Consider the following 23,753-nt stretch of genomic DNA (forward strand, 5'->3'; position numbering starts at 1 on the left):
GGCACATGCGTTAACTCCAGGTTGCGGTAATAAAATATTCCACCTTTATTACCGCAATATCTCTGGCTATACCTACAATTCTCCTATTATCCCAAGCGTATTAATCGTGATACTCTTCACATGAATGGAATAAAAAATTCCTTATACTGCGCGCAACTGAGAATAACGAGGTTTTTATGAGTATCGACCTGAGCAAACTGCTGACCGAGCGACGCAACGCCAACAGCGCCAACATTGACACCCTCTCCACTGTCGACATGCTGACGGTGATAAACCAGGAAGATCAGCAAGTGGCGCAGGCGATAACGCCTTACTTGCCGCAGATAGCGGAAGTCGTGGATAAAGTGGCGGCGGCGCTGCGGGCCGGGGGACGGCTGATTTACATCGGCGCCGGTACGTCGGGGCGTTTGGGTATTCTGGACGCCAGCGAATGCCCGCCGACCTTTGGCACCCGTCCGGAGCAGGTGGTGGGGATTATCGCCGGCGGACATAAAGCGATTCTGAGCGCCGTGGAAAACGTGGAAGACAATAAAGCGCAAGGGGCGATGGACCTGCAGAACCTTAACTTCAGCAACCGTGATGTGCTGGTGGGGCTGGCGGCCAGCGGACGTACGCCGTACGTCATTGGTGCGATGGAATACGCCCATAGCCAGAATGCGTTTGTCGCTATCGTCAGCTGTAACCCGCACGGTGAAATGGCGCAGCTGGCGGACGTGGCGATTACCCCGGTGGTCGGCCCGGAAGTGGTTACCGGATCGACCCGCCTGAAAGCCGGCACCGCGCAGAAGCTGGTGCTAAACATGATCTCCACCGGGGCGATGATCCGCATCGGCAAGGTCTACAGCAACCTGATGGTGGATGTCGAAGCGACCAATGCCAAGCTGATTGAGCGCCAGGTGTCTATCGTGATGGAAGCGACCGACTGCGATCGCGCCACCGCGCAGAATGCGCTGGATGCCTGTGGCCGCCACTGTAAGACGGCGATTGTGATGGTGTTGGCTGACTTAAGCGCCGCAGAAGCGCAGTCGCTGCTGGCGAAAAACAACGGTTATATCCGCAAGGCGCTAAGCAACACCTGAGCGCCGACAGACAGGTAACAGGCAATGGCAAAAATAACTAAAGAGATGATAGCGCGGATCCTGGCCCACGTCGGCGGGGCCGCAAACGTGGCGCAGGCGGGTAACTGCATGACGCGCCTGCGCTTGACCCTGCGCGATGAAAGCCTGGCCGATAGCGCCGCCATTCGCCAGATTGATGGCGTGATGGGGGTTATCGTCAGCGATGAACAGTTCCAGGTGGTATTAGGCCCCGGCAAGGCGCAGACCGCCGCGGAAATGATGAACGGCCTGATGGAAGCGGCGCCGCAGGCAGCCGCCTCGCTGGCGGATGTGGCAGCGGAGAAAAAGCAGGCGCTGAAGAGCAAGCAGACCAGCGGGGTACAGAAATTTCTTGCGAAGTTCGCCACTATCTTTACGCCGTTGATCCCCGGCTTCATCGCCGTCGGGCTGCTGCTGGGCTTTGCTACGCTGGCGGAACAAATCTTCGTGCTGGAGAACGCGCACCCTAACGCCAGCCTGGTGGCGCTGATTGGCTACATGAAGGTATTCAGCAAAGGGATGTTTACCTTCCTGAGTATCCTGATTGGCTATAACGCTCAGAAAGCCTTCGGCGGTTCTGGCGTGAACGGCGCGATTATCGCCTCGCTGTTCGTGCTGGGCTACAACCCGGAAGCGACCAGCGGATTCTACGCCGGAATTTCGACCTTCTTCGGCCACGGTATCGACCCGCGCGGCAATATTATCGGCGTGCTAATCGCCTCGATTATTGGCGCGTGGGTAGAACGTCAGGTGCGGCGGATAATGCCTGCTAACCTCGATATGATCCTTACCTCGGCGGTGACGCTGCTGATTATGGGCGCGGTGACCTTTACGGTGATTATGCCGATTGGCGGCTGGCTGTTTACCGGTATGTCGTGGCTGTTCCTGCATCTTAACGGCAATCCGTTTGGCTCGGCGGTGCTGGCAGGGCTGTTCCTGCTGGCGGTGATGTTCGGCGTGCATCAGGGGTTTGTACCGGTCTATTTTGCGCTGGTGGATGCGCAGGGCTTTAACTCGCTGTTCCCGATCCTGGCGATGGCCGGGGCCGGGCAGGTGGGCGCGGCGCTGGCGCTGTTCTGGCGCGCAAAGCGCGATTCGCTGCTGCGAACCCAGATCAAAGGGGCGATTATTCCGGGTTTCCTCGGCATTGGCGAACCGCTGATTTACGGCGTGACCCTGCCGCGTATGAAACCATTTATCACCGCCTGTATCGGCGGCGCCTGCGGCGGTTTCTTCGTGGGCCTGATCGCCTGGCTGGGGCTGCCGGTCGGCCTGAACACGGTGTTCGGCCCCTCGGGGCTGGTGGCGCTGCCGCTGATGACCTCCGGTAGCGGAATTTATGCCGGGATGGCGGTGTACGCTGGCGGTCTGGCGGTTTCGTATCTATGCGGTTTTGTCCTCACCTGGCTGTTCGCCAGTAAAAACGTTGACCTGAGTTAAGCGTATTTCCCCGGCCACGGTTGGGTATTCGGTCAGTAGCCCCGGTAAGCGTAAGCGCCACCGGGGAAGGCGCTTAGACGATTTTCATCTTATTGATACCTTTTCGTGTTTAAAAATCGAACACAAAATCGTTATAGTTTTGCTCGAAAAATAATAATGATTTTCCATGGACTGATGGGGTACTAACGATGAAATTGCGTTTACGCACGGCGGCGGCATTGATGCTGGCTGGCCTGCTGTTAGCGGGCTGTGACCAGAAGAATGACAATGCCAAACACATAAAAGTCGGCGTGATTAACGGCGCGGAACAGGATGTGGCGGAAGTGGCGAAGAAGGTGGCGAAAGAAAAGTATGGCCTCGACGTCGAGCTGGTGGGCTTTAGCGGTTCGCTGCTGCCGAACGATGCCACCAACGCCGGGGAGCTGGATGCCAACGTCTTCCAGCATCGTCCCTATCTGGAACAAGACAACAAAGCGCACGGCTACCACCTGGTGGCCATCGGCAATACTTTCGTCTTTCCCATGGCCGGCTATTCGCGCAAGATTAAATCCGTTGCCGATATTAAAGATGGCGCGACTATCGCCATTCCCAACGACCCGACCAACCTCGGCCGCGCGCTATTGTTATTGCAAAAAGAGCAGCTGATTACCCTCAAAGCGGGTACCGGCCTGCTGCCGACGGCGGTGGATATCACCAGTAACCCGCGTAATCTGAAAATTATGGAGCTGGAAGGGGCGCAACTGCCGCGGGTGCTGGACGATCCGAAGGTCGATGTCGCTATTATCAGTACCACCTACCTGCAGCAAACCGGGTTATCGCCGGTGCGCGACGGCATCTTTATTGAAGACAAAAACTCGCCGTACGTGAACATCATTGTGGCGCGTGAAGACAATAAAGATGCCGAAAACGTGAAAGAGTTTATGCAGTCGTACCAGTCGCCGGAAGTGGCGAAGGCGGCAGAAACCATCTTCAACGGCGGCGCGGTACCGGGCTGGTAATCATCTACGCTGCGCCATCAGGTGCAGCAGCGGCACCAGAGACAGCCCGTCCGGCATTTCGCCGCGGGCGATCAGCTGGTTTATCTCCTCGAAGGTAAACCAGCCGGTTTCCATCACTTCATCCTGATCTGCGTCCATGCCAACCCAGCTTAAATCGGTGGCGAGCCAGGTGATAAACAGCTGGTCGCTGCTGCCGTATGACGGGTTGTAGCGGATGATTTCCTCTGCGTGTTGCGCCTGCCAGCCGGTCTCTTCGCGCAGTTCGCGCAGCGCGGCGACGGCGGGCTCTTCCCCTTCATCGACGCCGCCAGAGGGAATGGCCCACACCACCTTATCGATCAGATAACGGTAGTGGCGAATCAGCAGCACTTTGTCGTCCTGGAGCGCCACAATCCCGACCGCCGGGCGTGGGTAGTGAATGGAATAAAAGTCGCGCCGCTCGCCGGGGGCGACATCAATACCTACCTTGCGCATGCTGAACCACGGCGTCTCGGCGATGACCTGCGGATTATGCATATCGGCGGCGGTTAGTTTCTTTTTCATCCTGCCATTCCTGTAGAAAGTCTAACCTTCAGAACAACATAGCCGGCTGTGATTGGCAACCGTCGCAGGTTGGCCCGATTCCATCGATCATTGCCCAAACGCCCATATTGCGCCAGGCTGGTACTCAGTACGATGTTCGTCAGATTACCCCACAGAGGAACGCTAACATGAACATCACTCATATCCGTAATGCTACGCAGGTTATTGAATACGCAGGTAAAAAATTCCTGATTGACCCGATGCTGGCGGACAAAGGCGCCTGGCCGGGATTCCCTGGAACCGCGCGCAGCGAGCTGCGCAATCCGCTGGTGGCGCTGCCGTTTTCTCGTGAAAAAATTATCGACGTCGATGCGGTAATCGTCACCCATACCCATGACGATCATTGGGACGAAGCGGCGATCGCGGCGATCCCAAAAACCCTACCGGTATTCGTCCAGCATGAAGCCGACGCCGCGCTGCTGCGCAGCCAGGGATTTCAGGATATCCGCCTGCTGTCGGCAGATAGCGAATTTGCCGGTGTTAGTCTGCAGAAAACCACTTCCGGGCAACATGGCAGCGACCGTACCTACGCGGTACCGGCGATGGCTGAACGTCTGGGCGAGGCCTGCGGCGTGGTGTTCCGTCATCCGCAGGAGAAGACGCTGTGGCTGGTTGGCGATACCATCTGGCGCGATGAGATTGAAGCCGACATGCTGAAGCTGCGCCCGGATGTGGTGGTGTTGAACGCCGGCTACGCTCACGTTATCGGCTTTGGCCCGATCATCATGGGCAAAGAGGACCTGTTGAAGGCGCATTTCGCCCTGCCGGAAGCGAAAATCATGGCCATCCACCTGGAGGCAGTCAACCATTGTCTGGTGAGCCGCGAAGAGATGCGCCAGTACGTCGCGGATAATCAGATTGCCGGGGTAGTCAGTATTCCGCAGGATGGGGAAACCGTTGTTTATTAATCTGCTCAAGGGGAAGGGATGATGAAATTAACCGACGTGGCGATTGTCGCCGTAGAGGGCTTTAGCCCGTTTCATTATGCCGTCCCCTGTATGCTGTTTGGCGATACGGTCTCGGAAACCAAACGTTTTAATCTGCAGATTTGCGCCGAACAGCCGGGATTACTCAGCGCCCGCGACGGCTTTGCGCTGTACGCCAGCGGTGATTTTACCGCGATGGAACAGGCGGATATCGTGGTGGTGCCCTACTGGGGCGAGGTCAATCAGTGCCCGCCGCAGGCGTTGATCGCGAGCCTGATTCGGGCGCGCGATAACGGCGCGGAAATCGTCGGCCTGTGCCTCGGCGCGTTTGTCCTTGGCTACGCCGGGCTGCTCGACGGTAAGCGGGCGGCGACCCACTGGGAGTTCGAGCAGGATTTCCAGCGCCTGTTTCCGCAGGTGCAGCTCGATATCAACGCCCTGTACGTCGATGACCAGAAGGTAATTACCTCGGCGGGTACCGCGGCGGCGCTAGATTGCTGCCTGTATATCATTCGCCAGCGTTTTGGCAGCCTCGCCGCCAACCAGATCGCCCGGCGGATGATCGTGCCGCCGCACCGCGAGGGCGGCCAGGCGCAGTTTATCGCCCAGCCGGTGCCGCGCAACACCCGCGATGCGCGGATTAATTGTCTGCTGGATTATCTGCAGCAGCACATTGCCGAGCCGCATAACCTTGATTCGCTGGCCGAGGTGGTGGCGATGAGCCGCCGTACCCTGACCCGCCACTTCGCCAGGGCGACCGGGATGAGCATTGCCGACTGGTTGACCGCCGAGCGCCTGCGCCGTAGCCAGAGCCTGCTCGAAGCGGGGGATTTGCCGGTCGAGCAGGTGGCGGAAGCGGTGGGCTATCTTTCCGCCGTGACCTGGCGCCAGCAGTTTAAAGCGCGTTTTGGCGTTAGCCCGACGGAGTGGCGGCGGACTTTCCGCCGCGGCGTTTAGCCGGCGAGAGTCGAACTGTCGATCACGAAGCGATATTTCACGTCGCCCTTGACCATTCTTTCCCATGCTTCGTTGATCTGATCGGCGCGAATCAGCTCGATATCGGCGACGATGCCGTGTTCGGCGCAGAAGTCGAGCATCTCCTGGGTTTCCGGGATACCGCCGATCATCGAGCCGGCAATCGAGCGGCGGCGGAAGATCAGATTGAACACTTCCGGCGATGGATGCGGCGTGGCCGGGGCGCCAACCAACGTCATGGTGCCATCACGTTTCAGCAGCGTGGTGAAGGCATCGAGATTGTGCGGCGCCGCCACGGTGTTGAGGATGAAATCGAAACTTTTGACGTGGGCCGCCATTTCGTCTTCGTTGCGCGACACCACGACCTCATCCGCGCCCAACGCTCTGGCCGCGTCACGCTTGGATTCCGAGGTGGTAAAGGCCACCACGTGGGCCCCCATGGCGTGGGCCAACTTGATCCCCATATGCCCCAACCCGCCGATGCCGACGACGCCGACTTTTTTGCCCGGCCCGGCGTGCCAGTGGCGCAGCGGAGAATAGGTAGTGATCCCGGCGCACAATAGCGGCGCGACGGCGGCGAGCTGGGCTTCGGGATGATTTATCCGCAGTACGTAGCGTTCATTGACCACGATCTGCTGTGAATAACCGCCCAGCGTATGCCCTGGCGCGTCCTGGGTCGGCCCGTTATAGGTCAGCACCATATGGTCACAGTAGTTCTCCAGCCCTTCAGCGCACTCCTCGCACTGTTTACAGCTATCCACCATACAGCCGACGCCAACCAGATCGCCAACGGCGTAACCTGAGACGGCATCGCCGACCGCCGTCACCCGGCCAACGATTTCATGGCCCGGCACGCAGGGATACAGCGTCCCGGCCCATTCCGCTCGCGCCTGATGGAGATCGGAATGGCAGACGCCGCAGTATGCAATGGCGATCTGCACATCTTGTGGGCCGGGTTCGCGGCGGGTGATAGACATCGATTCGAGCGGCTGGCTGGCGGAGTACGTACCTATAGCGTTGATCTGCATAGCATTACCTCTTGTGCAATAGCGTGATAAATCAAGCGGAAGGGGGTGAGTGTTTTTTGCGCGGCAAGGGTAAGCTTAGCCTGGTTAGGGCAGGATGAGAAAAGCGCAGCTCGAAGGGTTAAAGAAGGCGCCTCACCGAGGTGAGGCGCTCGTGATATCAAGGCGCGATGGGTGTCAGATAATCCAGCCGCAGCGGCTCGGCGAGCAGGCTCTCCATCTGGCCGATAAAGGCCTGGAAGTAGGGCTGGGCGATATGCTCATCCAGCGCCTGCTGGTCGCGCCAGGACTCACGCATGTAGAAGGTATCCGGCGCGTCGCGCAGCTGAAACAGCGCGTAGTCGAGATTGCCCGGCTCCTCGCGGGTTGGCAGCAGCAGCGCCTGCAGCGCGTCGCGCAGGGCCTCGGTTTGCCCGGCTTTCGCCTTCAGAACCGCGATAAGCGCAATGGTGTCGTCGCGCATTTAGAAACCCTCCAGCACGATTTTGCCGACCGAGCGCCCGGTTTCCAGCTTAGCGTGGGCTTTTTGCAGATTGGCGGCGTTGATGGTTCCGTAGTGCTCGCCAAGGGTGGTGCGCAGCGTGTTATCGTCAATCAACGCGGCGACGCGGGTCAGTAGCTGATGTTGGGCGATCATATCATCCGTCTCAAACATTGAGCGGGTGAACATAAATTCCCAGTGCAGCGAAATGCTTTTCGCTTTCAGCGGCACCACGTCCAGGCTCTCCGGGTCATCAATCAGCGCCAGCTTACCCTGCGGGGCGAGCGCGGCGATCAGTTCGTTAAAATGCTGATCGGTATTGGTCAGGCTGGCGACGTGGGTCACGGCATGAATGCCGATTTTCGCCAGTTCTTCACCGAGCGGCTTGCTGTGGTCAATGACGTGATGCGCCCCGGCCTCGCGTACCCACTTCTGGCTTTCCGGGCGCGATGCGGTACCAATTACCGTCATGTTGGTGAGTTTGCTGGCCAACTGGGTGAGGATAGAGCCAACGCCGCCCGCCGCGCCGACAATCAGCAGCGTATCTCCGTCGTTACCGCCTTCCTGCACGCCAAGGCGGTGGAACAGCAATTCCCAGGCGGTGATAGCGGTCAGAGGCAGCGCGGCGGCGGCGGCATTCTCCAGCGAGCGCGGCTTCAGCGCCACGATGCGTTCATCAACCAGTTGCAGTTCGCTGTTACTGCCGGGACGGCCCAGCGCGCCGGCGTACCACACTTCATCGCCCGGCGTGAATAGGGTCACCGCATCGCCAACGGCTTTCACCACGCCAACCGCATCCCAGCCCAGCACCCGCGGGGTATCGGCATTAAACCCGGCGCGCACTTTGGTGTCGACCGGGTTCACCGAAATGGCTTTGACCTCGACCAGCAGATCGTGCCCCTGCGCCTGCGGATCCGGCAGATCGATATCGCGTAAAAAGGGAATGTTGTTGCCGTCGGCGGCGGCCTGGGTAATGGCAATGGCTTTCATAGGTTCTCCGGTCTACAAAGAGGATTCATGGTGCGAATGCGTCGAGGATAGACCGGTCTAGCGTCGGGAAAAACGGCCCGGCGGCGATAACAGTTATATAAAAAAAGTGAAAATCGGCGACACCACCCATCCTGCGCCCGCCTGTCACTACAGATAAACAGTGCGATGGCCAGGTACCAGGACCATGATGGTTCAACAATATAAATTATCACAAGCATAGCGTTTCATATTTGAGAAAGTTTCCTCCTCCATGTCGCAAATATTAATATCACTCCGGAAGAATAATAATATTGCGTTATGGCTCAAGGTTTATACCTTGACGCCCGACATCCTGCGTGCGATTTTTCTTCTATCAAATAATAAACAGAGTTTCATATTTGGAACAAAAATAAAATCATCGTGCTATTTAATTAAGAGTTTCACCGCTGAGACAAAATAATAAGTCGATATTAATCGACGGTCTTTTATCGCTTATAAAAATAAAGTGAGGGATGTGCTATGCGTAAAATACTCCTTTCGCTGCTGCTGGCAGCCGCGACCAGCGGGCTGGCGCTGGCGGACGACGGCAAGCCGTTCCCGCATATCGGCTGGCGCAGCGCGGATAATCTCGCCGGGCTGGATTTCGGCGGCGCGCTGCGGGCGAACTATCGCTATGAGGACTGGAAAGGCAGTAATTATCGCAACCCGCCGTATCTGCGTTTTGATACCTTCCGTATCGACAGCAGCGGCTTCTATGATAATTATTTCTTTGATGCCGGGTTCTGGTTCCAGGATCACCGTAAATACGCCATCGACCGCGCTTACGTAGGGTATCGCTTCGACAATAATAATAATATCCAGCTGGGGATCCCCGGCAAACCATTTGGCCTTGAACCTTATCCGCAATTTGGCTGGTCCTATGGTATTCCGTTTTATTTAGGCTTTGGCGTTAGCGCCGGTAGCGGCGTGAACTATCAATATCATGATAATAACTGGTCACTGGATGTGGCCTATTTCCCATGGATGGAACCGGAGAATTTGCGCTATGCGCCGGACGTTGGCGATTACGATCGGCTGAAAAACACTATCTATCCGACTCAGCATCAACAGCATAATGAAAAGCGCGACCAGGTGAACGTGCGTATTGCGCGGGATTTTCACGGCGGCGGCTGGAATAACGAGCTGGGCGGCTCGCTGGCGCTGGCGCGGTTGCACAACCGCGAGACCGACGACGACGGCACCTTCTGGGCGGCAGGCGTGCACGGCATGTTACATAACGGGCCGTGGCAGCTGACCTCGCAGCTGATTCGCTACCAATACGATCCGAAGAACCCGGCGGGCGTCAGTGACGATACGATACTGATGGGCGGCAACGGCCTGACGCCGGCCTACCTGATCCCGGCAAAAGCGACGACCGCGTCGCTGAACGTCGCCCGCGATGTTGATGTTAAGTGGGGCGGCGTGTCGAAGCTGCGTTTTTACAACGACTACAGCGTGCTGTGGAAAGATAAAAGCGGCTGGAGCGATTCGCAGATGAACACCCTTGGCGTACAGGTCTTTGCGCTGCCGGTGATGTTCTGGGTCGATCTCAGCTGGGCGAAGAATGTTAATCCGTGGGGCGGCGCGCTGAACGCCACCGGCTGGACCAGCACCCAGTCCGAGGGCAGCGGCAAATGGTACTTCCGCACTAACGTTAATATTGGCTATTACTTCTGAGGCGGGAATTTTCCCTGCTCGCGCTGCGCTCAGCAAGGCTACCGTTCTGCGCCGTCTGGTAGCCCGGGCAAGGCGCTAGCCGCCACCCGGGGGTTAGCTCGCGTTATCAGACCGTAGGCCGGATAAGGCACAGCCGCCATCCGGCGTAAAAGCGGCTCTTTACCTGCGGTTATTGCCCGGCGGCGCTACGCTTGCGCGGGCCTACAGATCACATGCCGGGCGTAGCCGGGTAAGGCGTCAGCCGCCACCCGGGGACTTGCTCGCGCTATCAGGCATCCTGAGCTACTTTTTAGGCCCTGTTTTCCACTGTAGCAAACCGGCGATATCCTTTTCACCTTCGGCTTCCTTTAAGCGCCGCTGTTGCTCAGCAAACTGACTATATTCCTCCTGCGCTTTTTCATCGGCCATTTTCTTACTGACTTTACCTGCGCCTTGCAAAACCTCACGGTCGTTAAATTGCAGGAACTGATCCAGCTTATCCTGCCAGTCGCGTAAAAAGACCTGCTGACGACGACGGGCCTGATCCTCGGCAAAATCCAGCCACATGTTAACTACGCGGTTAAGCTCATTGACTTCATCCTGAGTGAGATAATTTTTTGCTACCGTCACGTCACCCTTATGCACCTCTTCGCCTCTATAGCTGGTCAGCCCCATATGCGGCAGACTTGCGTCAGCACGTTGATGAATGAGCTCAGCGGCGGTATGTCCGGTACAGGCAAAATGTAACTTGTTCTGGATAGTTTGAAAAAACTGCGTGGTTTCTTTTAATGACGGTTGATAGTCAGCTGCTAATGCAAAAATCTCTCGCACTCGCAAATAAACGCGGCGTTCGCTGGCGCGAATATCGCGAATACGCTCCAGCATCTCATCGAAATAGTCGGGTACAGCCGATGAACCCACAGGCGGATTCTTCAACCGCTCATCGTCCATCACAAACCCTTTGATCAGGTATTCCTGGAGCGTCTGGGTTGCCCACTGGCGGAACTGCGTGCCGCGAGAGGAGCGAACGCGATAGCCAACAGCGAGTATGGCTTCAAGATTGTAATGGTCTATCTCCCTGGAAACCTGGCGTTTTCCTTCCTGGCGAACTATCCGGAATTTCCGGATAGTTGAATTTTGAGCAAGTTCACCTTCAGAGAAGATATTGATTAAATGCTCATTAATAGTCCGAACGTCTTTATCGTACAGTTCAGCCATTGTCGCCTGGGATAACCAGATTGTGTCTGACTCAAAGCGGCATTCAACGCGCACTTTCCCATCACCGCTGGCAAACATTATGAACTCACCTGCTGGGGACGACGTTATAGTTTCCTTTGCCATATGGTCTCCGGGTCAACCTGTTCACAACGGTAGAGTATGTCAGAAGCGGCGCATAAATTTCATTAGACGAACGATTAATCTGGCGCGTTTGCGAGCGGTTATCCGGAAAGTGAAGGTATTAAGACGCGGGGATTTCCCTGCTCGCGCTGCGCTCAGCAGGGCTACGGTTCTGCGCCGTCTGGTAACCCGGGTAAGGCGTTAGCCGCCACCCGGGGATTTTTCTTGCTCGCGCTATCAGGTATGTTGCAGCGTGCCGTTGACGCTTTTCAGCGATTGTTGAATATGCCGTAATTCGGCTGTTAATTTCTCTTCTTTATCGCTGAGCGGCAGCAACACAATGCAGCCATCCATCACCTTAACCGTGACCGGCTTCCCGGTATCGAATCCCGCTTCACGCAGCCACTTGCCGGAAAGGGTAAGACTTGGTGTACTGGTATCCCGGCCATTGGGTCGATAGCTAACCAGCAGCCGACGCTCGGTTCCGCTAGCGGTGATATCTGGGGTAGAATGCAAATCAGCCATAATCAACTCCTTGATAGTTGGTGAGGTTAGACGCTCATAAGTGTTGCCGCACTTTTGGGCGCGATTACTTTAAGCTTTCATGTGGTAGGTACCGCGTGAAGATAATTTAACCATAGTGGTACCTACCATGCAAGATAAAAAGAAACCAAATTTCGATCGCAGCAAAAGCACGATGAAGAACATCCGTTTTGAAGATGAGCTTTTGGAACAGATTGAGAAAGCTGCCGGAAAGGGCAATTTCAGTAAGTGGGTGAAAGAAGCGTGCAGAACACGTTTACTTTTAGGTAAAACTCAATAAAAATTTCGTGAAGAGTTTATAATGAATCTTTTGATAAAAAATGATAGACATCGAAAATCAAGCGCGGATCATAATTCTTTATTGGCTGCAACGCAAAGTGATCGTGCAAGACTTATTTATTCAGCTGCATTTCGGCGATTACAGCAAAAGGCACAAGTTTTTTCTTTAGAAAGCAATTCATCAGTACGTTCAAGACTAACTCACTCGATTGAGGTTTCTCATATCGGTAGATATTTAGTTGGGGCCATATTCGAAAAAATAACAGAAAGCAAACATTTTCACTCAGATATAAAAGACTATTGGATTAAAAATAATTTATCCATTTCTAATATTGTTGAAACAGCTTGCTTAATGCATGATATTGGAAATCCTCCTTTCGGCCATTTTGGAGAAGCTGCAATAATTAACTGGGGGAAATCTAACGAAATTATAAAAGCTATTAAAGAGGCATTGGGTTCAGAAATATCTGAGGGGGATGTTAAGGATTTATTATGCGATATTCAAAATTTTGATGGTAATCCGCAAGGGTTTAGGGTTATTACTAGGCTACAAGGAGATGATGGTTTTTATGGATTAAATCTGACCTATACGCAGTTATCTGTGTTTCTTAAATATACATGTAGCCCAGAGGATAAGAGAAATGACAAAGCTTTCTGCAAAAAAATTGGATATTTTTGTAGCGAGAAGGAAATAATAAAATCTGCTTGGGACAATTTGGGGATGCCTGAACATTCTCGCCATCCTTTAGGATTTTTAATGGAAGCATCTGATGATATATCCTATTGTATTAGTGATATTGAGGATGGATTAGAAAAGCAAATAATAGTTTTTGAGAATTTCAAGCAATTTACAATCGATGGTTTAGAGCATCTCAAAATTGATTTTAAGAAAAATAAAACAATCTGCGATGAACTTATATATAGCTTGAGTAAAGACAACTCGTCACCGATAGGTAACTTTCTAGCTTTTAAAACACGACTATCAAACTTTCTGGTTGAAAGCGTCTCAAATCGTTTTGTTTATAACTATGAGCGCTTTGTTAATTTTGAGTATAATAATGAACTGATTGCCGAAGGTGATTTTGAATTCCAACTATTAAAAATACTAAAAGACTATACATCAAAAAATCTTTTTACCTCTGATGAAGCTGAAAGGATGGAGTTATCTGGTTTTTATATAATTAAAGGGATCTTAGATGAATATATTAAGTTATTATGTTTGACAAAAGATGATTTTTCCCTGTTAATTAACAAAGATAATAAAAATATAAGAAAGAAAGATTTAGATATACAAAGACGGCTTTTTAATAGATTACCATCAAAGCACTTAAATGCATATAAAACATCTGTAATCAATCTGCCTATAAATCATCCTGACTTTTCTGAAACCGCAGTCTCTGATAAACTAAAAAGTATTGATGAAAAAAGAGAGTGGCTTCTTCGGGTGCATCTCATTGTAGATTTTGTGTCGGGAATGACAGATCAATTTGCAATGGATATGTATCAGATGTTAAAGGGCATAAAGGTGATGTGATGAATTATCTGAGAGCTGCGCATCAATTATCTCATAGGCATCCTGTTTCATGGGTCAGACGGGTTTTATCTGAACATGTTAATGAGGGTTATATATCTAATAGTTCTTCCTTTACATTCAGCAAATATACATACTTGCCGCAGAGTTTCATAGACGAAAGAAATGTCTTTACTGTGAATAGTTGGTATTTGAATGATGAAAATTTGATGAATATAATAAATAGCTTAGGTCAAGGGGAAGAGCTTGCTTTTCATTCACAGATTTTTGATTTCGGGAAACAATATCATCTCCCTTTGATAGATTTCGGTAATGTCGATCGAGGTATTATTGATAGCAGTGTCTTGCGTGATTTGGCATCTCATTGGAATTTATCATTTAATATTTATAATAGCGGGAGATCTTACCATGCATATGGCAATAGGCTGGTCAGTAATGATGAATGGTTAAAGTTCATGGGTAGTCTGCTTCTTTTAAACAAACCTAGTGGATTCAAGCTAATTGATGAGAGATGGGTAGGCCATCGTATTATGGCTGGTTATTCGGCATTACGATGGTCGTTAAATACTTCACAATATAAGAAAATTCCAGAACTCGTAGGTTATCTAAATCCATATGGCCTGTTTATGGAATAGTTAGTCATATATATAAAAGTATTTACGGAAGAATACAGGAACCGATATTGGCGGGTATCCAACTAATATATATGGTTTTATCAGGGGGTAACCGCCATATTATACACTTCTATATACATATGGAAAAACTAGATTGCGATGAAATTGCAGATTGTTTCAATATGGTGTTCCATCGAAAATTGCTTGACTTGGCCAAGCCCAGGGTAATGTCTACGTGAATGAAGTGCTTTAAACTCACGTAGGCCTAATGTGTTATCAAAGAAACCGGGATAAGTTTGATCATGCACGATAAGCTTTTCTAAAGCTTGCTGGAATTTTCCTGATGGATTCGAGGGTGTGCCATCATCGATTGATGAAAAATGTTTAACGGACATTGCATCAAATTCATCACTATCCAAATAGCTAGCATGAATTGTCACCACGTATGCAGGGCCGCCAGATTCTGCATAATCTGAACCCGCAATATTGAAATCTCCAAAACCAATTACTGAATTGTGGACACCTTTATAACGGACATGCAAATCTGAGAAATATGAATTTGATGGATAATCAGCATTCCTTTTTTTCTTTTTAAACGGGTCATCCATCAAGACAATGTTTGATAATTGCTGTAGCACAATGTTAGGTGATCCTTCAGGAATAATATTAATTGTAAATGTTTTTAAGCGAGATACCAAATCTCGGGTGACACCACTTTCAACATATGATGCTTTTTCTCCCTTTATAAGACCATTTAATCTATCAAACTCTCGAATGTTATCTATATATTTAATACAAGGGGTGAATGATATGCCTTTGATTTTATATAGTTCATTAATGAATTGATCAGTCTTTCCTTTGAGTTCTCCTATCTCCGAATTGACAATAATAAGTGGCGTAATATTGTTTTTGTTCAATGAGTTAATCGTAGTTTCGAGCTGCTTTGTGTTTTCTCTTACGGGCTCAATAACTGGTTTAAAAAGGCTATTGGGCACAATAGCCGATAGTTCTCTTAACGCTGTAAACTCGAACTGTTTACCTCTGAGCAAAGGGAAGTACATATATCATCCTTTTCAATGTAGCTTGATAGTATTTTGGTCAGTGATCTCTGACGAGACTGATTAATACTAAAACTAATTGCTGATGATTTTAGTGATCTAGGTAACGTATTAATAAAGCTAATGTTGTTTGCTCTATGTATCTTGAGTGAGTCACGGAAGTGCTTTCTTAGAGTTTGAGAGTCTATGTTCTCGAATATTTCTAGGCAAAAAGAATATACATCCATGTTTGGGAGGTCGATTCTCACCCCAGATATTTTTTCGGCCATATGTTTATACTCTGCAATTCGCATAGAACTAATCATTAATTTCGGATTAATTTCCGAATCGATGATTGATGCAGGTTTTATTTCATCCAACTTATTTTTTTCTGTTAGTTCAATGATGCCAACAGTTTCTGGAATTATAAGCTTGATTTTTTCTATATGAGTCTTAGCCGCTACGACATATACCTTATCAAATAAATTAGTATAGGAATCTAATTGTTCTGGTAATCTTTTTAAATTATCTAGCTCTGTTTTTATCTCATAGCAAGTCGATAATCCATTTAATATTACACAATCTGCTTTGTTTGTACCAACTCTAAATTCAGAGAGCATTACCGCTTCATTTTTTTTATGTTTTTTCAAAAACACTTCGTTTACTATAATATTTTTGAAAAAATACTCTGATTTATATTCGTGAGACAGTTTTTTAAAAGCTATCTCGAATATTTCGGAAACCTTAATAGGGAAAAATTTAGGGGTTAGAGCAGTCGACGCCAATTCGTGAAGTAACGAAAAATCACCATCTGCAACGGCATTGATAGCTTGGCTTGTAAATAATTGTCCAATATTTTTATTATTCATCATTTTAACATCAATCTCATTCTGCACCTTTAGCCAAAAATCAGCATTAGTAAACGTTAAGATTAGCTTGATTTCCCTGATCCTCTCAACATTATTAGAGAATTTTAAATTTTTGATGAGTAATGATAGGTCGGCTAATATGAATTAATACTATATATATCAATGTGATATTTAGATTTTTCATTGAATGCGCAATCATCTTAGACTGACTTCTGCTCGCTTCAGTCGCACAGGAGTCACTCTGAACGTTTTTTGTTTTTAACTGTTTAGATTACTATTTTATGTAAAATTTTCAAAATGTTAAGATTTTTTTAGACAGTCAGTGGTGAATAGTCGATTGTTAGCATCGCGGGACTAGTCAGGCAGAAAAGGCCGGCGGTCGTCGGTCTGAGTGGGTTATGTCGCTGTTGATTCATCATATGCCAGAAGTCAATCGCCGATGCTGTCCTCCCTGAGCATCAGGTTGGTCTGTTCCCTATTGATGTACCGCTTCACGTAGTTCATCCCATACTTTTTCAGCATCATCGGCAGCACCAGCCCCAACATTTTCAGGCTCAGCATATGCTTGTAACCATTGTGCGATGTGAATAAATCAAGAATGTATATTCGTTCTATACATTTTTCCATGTATTCACGGAGATTTTGTCAGACTGTTACGAATGAACAATCCACTGTATTTATTGAAAAGAAGTTTTTTAGAAGTTTTCGGATGAGCTTGGAGAGAAACTTTGGCGGAAGATCACAGGAGTTGAACCTGCCCGGGACCGCTGGCGGCCCCAACTGGATTTGAAGTCCAGCCACCTCACCGGAGATGACGATCTTCCGCGCCTCGATTGCTACATGGAGGCGGGCGCATTATAGCTACTTTCAGGCATTTACCACATACCTAAACGCACTTTTTTACTGTTAAAACTGGACTTTGCAGAACAGTCTGAGACAAATCCGTTCAAAATCCATGGGTTACACTTTTTCACACTCTTTCGGGCTACCGCGATCACAGAAAACAAGAAACGTAATTTGATAACGAGATATCGCAATTCATCTTACTGCGCCAAAGGGTTACAAAAACCGTAACCGGTACCAATCCGCGGTGCCGCTAAGGGAATAGTGCGCAAATGAAAGATCATATTCTGTCCGTCAAAGAGAAAATTGGCTACGGTATGGGTGACGCCGCCAGCCACATCATTTTTGATAACGTCATGTTATACATGATGTTTTTCTACACCGATATTTTCGGTATCCCCGCCGGCTTTGTCGGCACCATGTTCCTGCTGGCGCGGGCGCTGGATGCGATTTCCGACCCGTGCATGGGCCTGCTTGCCGACCGTACCCGCAGCCGCTGGGGTAAGTTCCGCCCGTGGATCCTCTTCGGCGCTATCCCGTTCGGCCTCGTCTGCGTGCTGGCTTACAGCTCGCCGGATTTAAGCCACAACGGCAAGCTGATCTACGCCGCCGTGACCTACACGCTGCTGACCCTGCTCTACACCGTAGTGAATATCCCCTACTGCGCGCTCGGCGGCGTGATAACCGACAACCCGACGCAGCGCATCTCGCTGCAGTCCTGGCGCTTCGTGCTGGCGACGGCGGGGGGCATGCTCTCCACCGTGCTGATGATGCCGCTGGTCAACGTTATCGGCGGCGAAGATAAAGCGCTCGGCTTCCAGGGCGGCATTGCTGTGCTCTCGGTGGTCGCCTTCCTGATGCTGGCCTTCTGTTTTTTCACCACCAAAGAGCGTGTCGAAGCGCCGCCGAGCAGTACCTCGATGCGTGAAGACCTGCGCGATATCTGGCGTAATGACCAGTGGCGGGTGGTCGGCGTACTCACCATCCTCAATATCCTCGCGGTCTGCGTTCGTGGCGGCGCGATGATGTACTACACCACCTGGATCATGGGCTCGGCGGCGTTGTTCACCGTCTTCCTCACCACCTACTGCGTCGGCAACCTGATTGGCTCGGCGCTGGCGAAGCCGCTGACCGACTGGAAATGCAAAGTCAGCGTCTTCTGGTGGACCAACGCCCTCCTGGCGGTGCTCAGCGTGGCGATGTTCTTCGTGCCGATGGACGCCGAAATCACCATGTTCGTCTTTATCTTCATCATTGGCGTACTGCACCAGCTGGTGACGCCAATCCAGTGGGTGATGATGTCCGACACCGTCGACTACGGCGAATGGTGCAACGGCAAACGCCTGACCGGCATCAGCTTCGCCGGCACCCTGTTTGTGCTTAAGTTGGGGCTGGCGCTGGGCGGCGCGCTGATCGGCTGGATGCTGGCCGGCGGCGGCTATGACGCCGCCGCTAAAACCCAGAACAGCGCCACCCTCACCATCATTATCGCCTTGTTCACCCTCGTTCCGGCGGTGTGCTACCTGCTGAGCGCGGTAATCGCCAAACGCTACTACACGCTAAAAACGCCGTTCCTGAAAAAAATGATGGCCGAGCTGGCCCAGGGCGCGCGTCGCAACGAACAAGAATTCACGGCAGCCCCGATCGACAAAGAATGGCAAAACTAAGAGGACGTTTTAATGAAAATCAGTGATGGAAACTGGCTCATTCAACCAGGGCTCAACCTGATCCAACCCGTACAGGTTTACGAGGTGGAGCAGCAGGGGAATGAAATGGTGGTTTATGCCGCGCCGCGCGATGTCCGCGAACGCGCCTGGCAGCTGGATACGCCATTGTTCACCCTGCGCTTTTTCTCGCCTCAGGAAGGGATAATCGGCGTGCGCATGGAGCACTTTCAGGGCGCGCTGGATAACGGTCCGCACTATCCGCTGAGCGTGCAGAAAGACGTCCATGTCGAAATAGAAAATACGGCAGAGTTCGCCGAGCTGAAAAGCGGCAGCCTCAGCGTGCGGGTGACTAAAGGCGAATTCTGGTCGCTGGATTTTCTGCGCGACGGCGTGCGTATCACCGGTAGCCAGCTGAAAAACAACGGCTACGTGCAGGATAGCAAGACCCAACGCAACTACATGTTCGAGCGCCTCGACCTCGGCGTCGGCGAAACCGTCTATGGCCTCGGCGAGCGTTTTACCGCGCTGGTGCGCAACGGCCAGACGGTAGAAACCTGGAACGAAGACGGCGGTACCAGTACCGAGCAATCCTACAAAAACATTCCGTTCTACCTGACCAACCGCGGCTACGGCGTGCTGGTGAATCATCCGCAGCGCGTCTCCTTCGAGGTGGGCTCGGAGAAAGTCTCTAAAGTCCAGTTCAGCGTTGAAGGCGAATACCTCGAGTACTTCGTGATCGACGGCCCGACGCCGAAAGCGGTGCTTAACCGCTATACCCAGTTCACCGGCCGCCCGGCGCTGCCGCCGGCATGGTCGTTCGGCCTGTGGCTGACGACCTCGTTCACCACCAACTATGACGAAGCGACGGTGAATAGCTTTATCGACGGCATGGCCGAGCGCCATCTACCGCTGCACGTCTTCCACTTCGACTGCTTCTGGATGAAGGCCTTCCAGTGGTGCGATTTTGAATGGGATCCGCTAACTTTCCCGGACCCGGAAGGGATGATTAAGCGCCTGAAGGCGAAAGGGCTGAAGGTCTGCGTGTGGATCAACCCGTACATCGGCCAGCGCTCGCCGGTGTTCAAGGAGCTCAAAGAGAAGGGCTACCTGCTGAAGCGTCCGGACGGTTCGCTGTGGCAGTGGGATAAGTGGCAGCCGGGGCTGGCGATTTATGACTTCACCAACCCGGAAGCCTGCCAGTGGTACGCCGACAAGTTAAAAGGTCTGGTAGCGATGGGGGTCGATTGCTTCAAGACCGACTTCGGCGAGCGTATCCCGACCGACGTGCAGTGGTTTGACGGTTCCGATCCGCAGAAAATGCACAACCACTACGCATTCATCTATAACGAGCTGGTGTGGAAGGTGCTGAAAGAGACCGTCGGCGAGCAGGAGGCGGTGCTGTTCGCCCGTTCCGCCTCGGTGGGTGCGCAGCAGTTCCCGGTGCACTGGGGCGGCGACTGCTATGCCAACTACGAATCGATGGCGGAAAGCCTGCGCGGCGGGCTGTCGATCGGCATGTCCGGCTTCGGTTTCTGGAGCCACGATATCGGCGGTTTCGAAAACACCGCGCCGGCCCACGTTTATAAACGCTGGTGCGCCTTTGGCCTGCTCTCCAGCCACAGCCGCCTGCACGGCAGTAAATCCTACCGTGTGCCGTGGGCCTACGACGATGAGTCCTGTGACGTGGTGCGTCATTTTACGCAGCTGAAATGCCGCATGATGCCGTATCTCTATCGCCAGGCGGCGCTGGCCCACGAGTTCGGCACTCCGATGCTGCGCTCGATGATGCTCGAATTCCCGGACGATCCGGCCTGCGACTATCTCGACCGTCAGTATATGCTCGGCGATTCGGTCCTGGTGGCGCCGGTGTTCTCTGAGGCGGGCGAGGTGCAGTTTTATCTGCCGGAAGGGCGCTGGACGCATCTGTGGCATAACGATGAATTGCCGGGTAGCCGCTGGCATAAGCAGCATCACGATGCGCTGAGCCTGCCGGTCTACGTTCGCGACAACACCCTGCTGGCGCTGGGCAACAACGACCAGAAACCCGATTATGCCTGGCATGAAGGCACCGCCTTCCAGCTGTTCCAGCTCGACGATGGCCGCGAAGCGCTGTGCCAGGTTCCGGCTGCCGACGGTTCCGTGATTTTCACCCTGAAGGCGAAGCGCCAAGGGAACACCATCACCGTGAGCGGCGAAGGCGAAGCCCGCGGCTGGACGCTGTGTCTGCGCAATATCCCGCAGATAGCGGGCGTGCAGGGTGGGACTCAGGCCGGCAGCGAACGGGGCGTGGTAGTGAGCGCCGAGGGTAATGCGCTGACGATTACGCTGTAAGTTAATACCACCCTCTCCGCCAGCGGAGAGGGTTTTTTTATTCCATTTATTGCACAATTCGTAACGTTCATTTCATTCTGGTGACTCATCCCACAGACCGATTTGCCCTCCGGTGGTAGCGTAATCTGCCGCTGAGAGGAGCCCGTAATGGACTTAGAAAATATCTTTCGTGACGTGAAGTTGAGTAAAACCGAAATGACCGTGCTGCGTTTTATTCAAAATGACCCGCAACTGTGTATCCGCGAAGGGATCCGCACCGTTGCGGAGCGCTGCTACAGTAATCCTTCTTCGCTGGTGCGGCTGGCGAAGAAGCTTAAGTTCAGCGGCTGGCTGGAGCTGGTCTATTTCATCAAGTTCAATATCACCATGCCAAAGCTCGATGTCACCAACGATATCGATTATATGAGCATTCAGCCGGCAGAAGCGCTGACGCCGCTGCTGACTGGCCTTGAGCAGCAGCGTATTTTGATCCACGGCAGCGGCTTTTCGCAGCTGATCGCCCAGTATATTTATAATAAGTTTCTCGTCACCGGCGTTAACGCCAGCCTGGCGCTGTGGCCCGATTACGAAATCCTTGAGCAAAAAAACGCTGCCCGTTTTGATTCTATCTGGATCATTTCTAAATCCGGACGCAGCAGTTCGGCGTTAAATTGGGTTAAGGCGCTGGAAGGCAAGGAGATAAACCTGGTTTGCTTTACCGGCGATTATCAAAGCCCGCTGGCGCAGGCCGCGAATACGGCGTTTATTATTCATGACCCGCAGAAGTTCGACGATGATATTTACTGGAGCAACCCGTTTTTTGGCTACTGCATATTGGGCTTTGAGCGGCTGTTAAAAATGTGGTTTACCAGCGAACGTAGCAATAGATAGCCCCGCTCCGCTAAGCGTAGCGCGAGCGGGGGGAGTTCCCGGATAGCGGCTGGCGCCTTATCCGGGCTACTCAATCGAGCGGGCTGTAGCCCCGCTAAGCGTAGCGCGAGCGGGGGAAGTGCCCGGATAGCGGCTGGCGCTTTATCCGGGCTACTCAATCGAGCGGGCTGTAGCCCCGCTAAGCGTAGCGCGAGCGGGGGAGTTCCCGGATAGCGGCTGGCGCCTTATCCGGGCTACTCAATCGAGCGTGGGCTCGTTACCGCCACCCGGCGAACTGTTCATCGTCGAGATAGGCCGCAACCAGCCTCTTCGCCAGCGAATATGAACCGACCAGCGGATGAGCCATCAACGCCTGTACCGCCAGCGATTTGTCCTGCTCCAGAATTGCCGCCACCGCCAATCGTTCATACTCCTTCACGCTGGCAATCATATTTTTCTGCGCCGTCGGCACGTTAACCGGCGTCACCGGCTTAAGACCCTCCTTGCTCAGATCGCAGCTGATTTCAATTACATCGTCGGGGCGTAAAAAATCGAGCGTGCCGTTATTCTGTATCGACACCACGATGCGTTTGGTGGTGGTGCTGTTGACCGCCTCCAGAATATCCAGCGCTACCCCGGCGTAGCCGCCGGTATCCGGCTCTTCGATAAACTGCCGCAACGTTAACGGCTCGCGGGTATGGAATTTTTCCTGCTGCGACTCGTTCTGCATATAGCTGTTTTCGCGGCGCAGGTAGTGTTTCATCCAGATGGTAAAGGCCGCCTGCGGATCCGCTTTAACATCCACGCCGCTGAGCTCCTGACGCATATCGTGGTTGATACGTGCAATCTGCTCGCCGCGGGTCTCCGGCGCCTGTTGAATCGCCCGTAGCGCCACTTCGCGATAGTAGTAGTAATAGAGATACTCGTTGAGCAACTGGTTATCGCACAGTTTGACCAGCTCCGGCGAGAAGTACTGCATCGCCGTTTTACGGTACAAATCCGGGTTGGCGACCAGCTGCGCGGTAACATCTTCCCCGCGCACGGTGAAGTGCGTAAACCAGGAAAAGTGGTTTAAGCCGTAGCATTCCACGCTCAGGTCGTGCGGGTCGCAGCCGAGGATCTCCGGCAGTTCGCGAATCAGCTCCGACGGCGCATCGCAAATCCCGTATACCCGGCGTTTGAAACCGGATTTGATAATCGCCTCGGTGACCAGCCCGGACGGATTGGTAAAGTTAAACAGGATCGCGTCTTTGTCGGCATGTTCCTCGATCAGCCGACAGTAGCGCAGGATCGCCGGGATCGAGCGCATCGCCATGGCAAAACCGCCCGCGCCGGTGGTCTCCTGGCCCAGCGTGTTATGCTCCAGCGCGATTCGCTCGTCGCGGATGCGGCTCTCATCGCCGCCGACGCGCAGCGTGGTAATCACGTAATGGGTACCCTGCAGCGCGGCAACCGGATCGCTGGTGGTCGTAAAATGAATATCCGGGCGAATGGTATTAAATACATAGCGGGCGATTTCACCAAATAGCGATAAATTATCTTCTGAGCTATCCTGAAATACCACTTCCGTTAAACCAATGCGGTGCGCGTTATAAGCCAGCGACTTCGCCAGAAATGCAGAGCGTACGCCGCCCCCGCCTAATACGGTTAATTTCATACATCAC

21 protein-coding genes, 1 tRNA gene and 1 pseudogene are annotated in these 23,753 nt (G+C 52.3%); 12 read left to right on the forward strand and 11 right to left on the reverse strand.

Annotated features, from left to right (window positions below):
* Positions 1-176 precede the first annotated feature (176 nt).
* The 3 genes from murQ to nlpA all read left to right on the forward strand — a co-directional run bounded on the left by murQ (position 177) and on the right by nlpA (position 3,535).
* A complete protein-coding gene (gene murQ, locus PGR29_RS17035; protein WP_015369100.1) occupies positions 177-1,079 on the forward strand; it encodes an N-acetylmuramic acid 6-phosphate etherase in 903 nt (300 codons plus the stop codon).
* Between the two features lie 24 nt (positions 1,080-1,103).
* On the forward strand, positions 1,104-2,537 hold the full coding sequence (gene murP, locus PGR29_RS17040) for a PTS N-acetylmuramic acid transporter subunit IIBC (protein WP_213794226.1): 1,434 nt from the start codon (positions 1,104-1,106) through the stop codon (positions 2,535-2,537).
* A 188-nt stretch (positions 2,538-2,725) separates the two neighbouring features.
* Positions 2,726-3,535, forward strand: a complete 810-nt coding sequence (gene nlpA / locus PGR29_RS17045; RefSeq protein WP_316424997.1) for a lipoprotein NlpA — start codon at positions 2,726-2,728, stop codon at positions 3,533-3,535.
* Here nlpA and PGR29_RS17050 read toward each other — a convergent pair whose 3' ends face one another.
* Positions 3,536-4,078: an NUDIX domain-containing protein gene (locus PGR29_RS17050; protein WP_020077657.1), complete on the reverse strand. Its 543-nt coding sequence runs from the start codon at positions 4,076-4,078 to the stop codon at positions 3,536-3,538. It lies immediately after the preceding gene.
* Positions 4,079-4,245: 167 nt separating this feature from the next.
* Between PGR29_RS17050 and PGR29_RS17055 the strand changes: the two genes are divergently transcribed.
* Positions 4,246-5,025 carry an MBL fold metallo-hydrolase gene (locus tag PGR29_RS17055; RefSeq protein ID WP_045375223.1) on the forward strand — a complete coding sequence of 260 codons (780 nt, stop codon included), beginning with the start codon at positions 4,246-4,248 and terminating at the stop codon, positions 5,023-5,025.
* A gap of 21 nt (positions 5,026-5,046) precedes the next feature.
* Positions 5,047-6,000 carry a GlxA family transcriptional regulator gene (locus tag PGR29_RS17060; protein ID WP_113374112.1) on the forward strand — a complete coding sequence of 318 codons (954 nt, stop codon included), beginning with the start codon at positions 5,047-5,049 and terminating at the stop codon, positions 5,998-6,000.
* On the opposite strand, the gene PGR29_RS17065 is transcribed toward PGR29_RS17060, so the two are convergent.
* The 3 genes from PGR29_RS17065 to PGR29_RS17075 all read right to left on the reverse strand — a co-directional run bounded on the left by PGR29_RS17065 (position 5,997) and on the right by PGR29_RS17075 (position 8,514).
* Positions 5,997-7,046, reverse strand: a complete 1,050-nt coding sequence (locus PGR29_RS17065) for an NAD(P)-dependent alcohol dehydrogenase (protein ID WP_015703849.1) — start codon at positions 7,044-7,046, stop codon at positions 5,997-5,999. The genes PGR29_RS17060 and PGR29_RS17065 overlap by 4 nt on opposite strands.
* Before the next feature lie 157 nt (positions 7,047-7,203).
* Complete coding sequence (locus PGR29_RS17070) at positions 7,204-7,506, reverse strand: putative quinol monooxygenase (RefSeq protein ID WP_015369108.1); 303 nt, start codon at positions 7,504-7,506, stop codon at positions 7,204-7,206.
* Positions 7,507-8,514: a zinc-binding alcohol dehydrogenase family protein gene (locus PGR29_RS17075; RefSeq protein WP_316425000.1), complete on the reverse strand. Its 1,008-nt coding sequence runs from the start codon at positions 8,512-8,514 to the stop codon at positions 7,507-7,509. It abuts the gene before it with no gap.
* 498 nt (positions 8,515-9,012) lie between these two features.
* Here PGR29_RS17075 and PGR29_RS17080 point away from each other — a divergent pair, with 498 nt between their 5' ends.
* Positions 9,013-10,209: a hypothetical protein gene (locus PGR29_RS17080; protein ID WP_316425001.1), complete on the forward strand. Its 1,197-nt coding sequence runs from the start codon at positions 9,013-9,015 to the stop codon at positions 10,207-10,209.
* 282 nt (positions 10,210-10,491) lie between these two features.
* Here the strand turns inward: PGR29_RS17080 and PGR29_RS17085 are convergent, their stop codons facing one another.
* Together PGR29_RS17085 and PGR29_RS17090 are read right to left on the reverse strand one after the other, a co-directional pair.
* Positions 10,492-11,529 carry a virulence RhuM family protein gene (locus PGR29_RS17085; protein ID WP_316425002.1) on the reverse strand — a complete coding sequence of 346 codons (1,038 nt, stop codon included), beginning with the start codon at positions 11,527-11,529 and terminating at the stop codon, positions 10,492-10,494.
* 234 nt (positions 11,530-11,763) lie between these two features.
* Positions 11,764-12,051 (reverse strand): SymE family type I addiction module toxin, encoded by a 288-nt coding sequence (locus PGR29_RS17090; protein WP_316425003.1) that lies wholly within the window; start codon positions 12,049-12,051, stop codon positions 11,764-11,766.
* Positions 12,052-12,178: 127 nt separating this feature from the next.
* Between PGR29_RS17090 and PGR29_RS17095 the strand changes: the two genes are divergently transcribed.
* Genes PGR29_RS17095 through PGR29_RS17105 form a run of 3 tightly spaced genes read left to right on the forward strand, consistent with a single transcriptional unit; the run spans position 12,179 to position 14,514 of the window.
* Positions 12,179-12,349: a YlcI/YnfO family protein gene (locus PGR29_RS17095; protein ID WP_200782394.1), complete on the forward strand. Its 171-nt coding sequence runs from the start codon at positions 12,179-12,181 to the stop codon at positions 12,347-12,349.
* Positions 12,350-12,370: 21 nt separating this feature from the next.
* Positions 12,371-13,882, forward strand: a complete 1,512-nt coding sequence (gene dgt / locus PGR29_RS17100) for a dGTPase (protein ID WP_200782395.1) — start codon at positions 12,371-12,373, stop codon at positions 13,880-13,882.
* Positions 13,882-14,514 (forward strand): hypothetical protein, encoded by a 633-nt coding sequence (locus PGR29_RS17105; protein WP_200782396.1) that lies wholly within the window; start codon positions 13,882-13,884, stop codon positions 14,512-14,514. The genes dgt and PGR29_RS17105 overlap by 1 nt, the downstream gene beginning before the upstream one ends.
* Positions 14,515-14,642: 128 nt before the next feature.
* Here the strand turns inward: PGR29_RS17105 and PGR29_RS17110 are convergent, their stop codons facing one another.
* The 4 genes and pseudogenes from PGR29_RS17110 to PGR29_RS17125 form a co-directional block, all read right to left on the reverse strand.
* Positions 14,643-15,554, reverse strand: a complete 912-nt coding sequence (locus PGR29_RS17110; protein WP_200782398.1) for a sce7725 family protein — start codon at positions 15,552-15,554, stop codon at positions 14,643-14,645.
* Positions 15,506-16,402, reverse strand: coding sequence for a sce7726 family protein (locus PGR29_RS17115; protein WP_316425004.1), 897 nt, complete (start codon positions 16,400-16,402; stop codon positions 15,506-15,508). Before PGR29_RS17115 ends, PGR29_RS17110 begins: the two co-directional genes overlap by 49 nt.
* 426 nt (positions 16,403-16,828) lie before the next feature.
* Positions 16,829-16,975 (reverse strand): annotated as a pseudogene (locus tag PGR29_RS17120) (hypothetical protein); the annotation flags it as partial.
* A gap of 153 nt (positions 16,976-17,128) precedes the next feature.
* Positions 17,129-17,223 (reverse strand) — tRNA-Sec (locus tag PGR29_RS17125).
* Between the two features lie 291 nt (positions 17,224-17,514).
* Here PGR29_RS17125 and PGR29_RS17130 point away from each other — a divergent pair.
* The 3 genes from PGR29_RS17130 to PGR29_RS17140 all read left to right on the forward strand — a co-directional run bounded on the left by PGR29_RS17130 (position 17,515) and on the right by PGR29_RS17140 (position 22,110).
* Positions 17,515-18,909: a glycoside-pentoside-hexuronide family transporter gene (locus PGR29_RS17130; protein ID WP_271032701.1), complete on the forward strand. Its 1,395-nt coding sequence runs from the start codon at positions 17,515-17,517 to the stop codon at positions 18,907-18,909.
* 12 nt (positions 18,910-18,921) lie between these two features.
* The gene (yicI, locus tag PGR29_RS17135) at positions 18,922-21,240 is read left to right on the forward strand and encodes an alpha-xylosidase (RefSeq protein ID WP_316425006.1); all 2,319 of its coding nucleotides are present in this window, start codon (positions 18,922-18,924) and stop codon (positions 21,238-21,240) included.
* A gap of 147 nt (positions 21,241-21,387) precedes the next feature.
* The gene (locus tag PGR29_RS17140) at positions 21,388-22,110 is read left to right on the forward strand and encodes a MurR/RpiR family transcriptional regulator (protein ID WP_316425007.1); all 723 of its coding nucleotides are present in this window, start codon (positions 21,388-21,390) and stop codon (positions 22,108-22,110) included.
* A gap of 256 nt (positions 22,111-22,366) precedes the next feature.
* Here PGR29_RS17140 and PGR29_RS17145 read toward each other — a convergent pair whose 3' ends face one another.
* Complete coding sequence (locus PGR29_RS17145; RefSeq protein ID WP_316425008.1) at positions 22,367-23,746, reverse strand: glycoside hydrolase; 1,380 nt, start codon at positions 23,744-23,746, stop codon at positions 22,367-22,369.
* Positions 23,747-23,753 lie beyond the last annotated feature (7 nt).

Source organism: Klebsiella sp. 141203, assembly GCF_032601985.1.
GTDB classification, from domain to species: domain Bacteria; phylum Pseudomonadota; class Gammaproteobacteria; order Enterobacterales; family Enterobacteriaceae; genus Klebsiella; species Klebsiella aerogenes.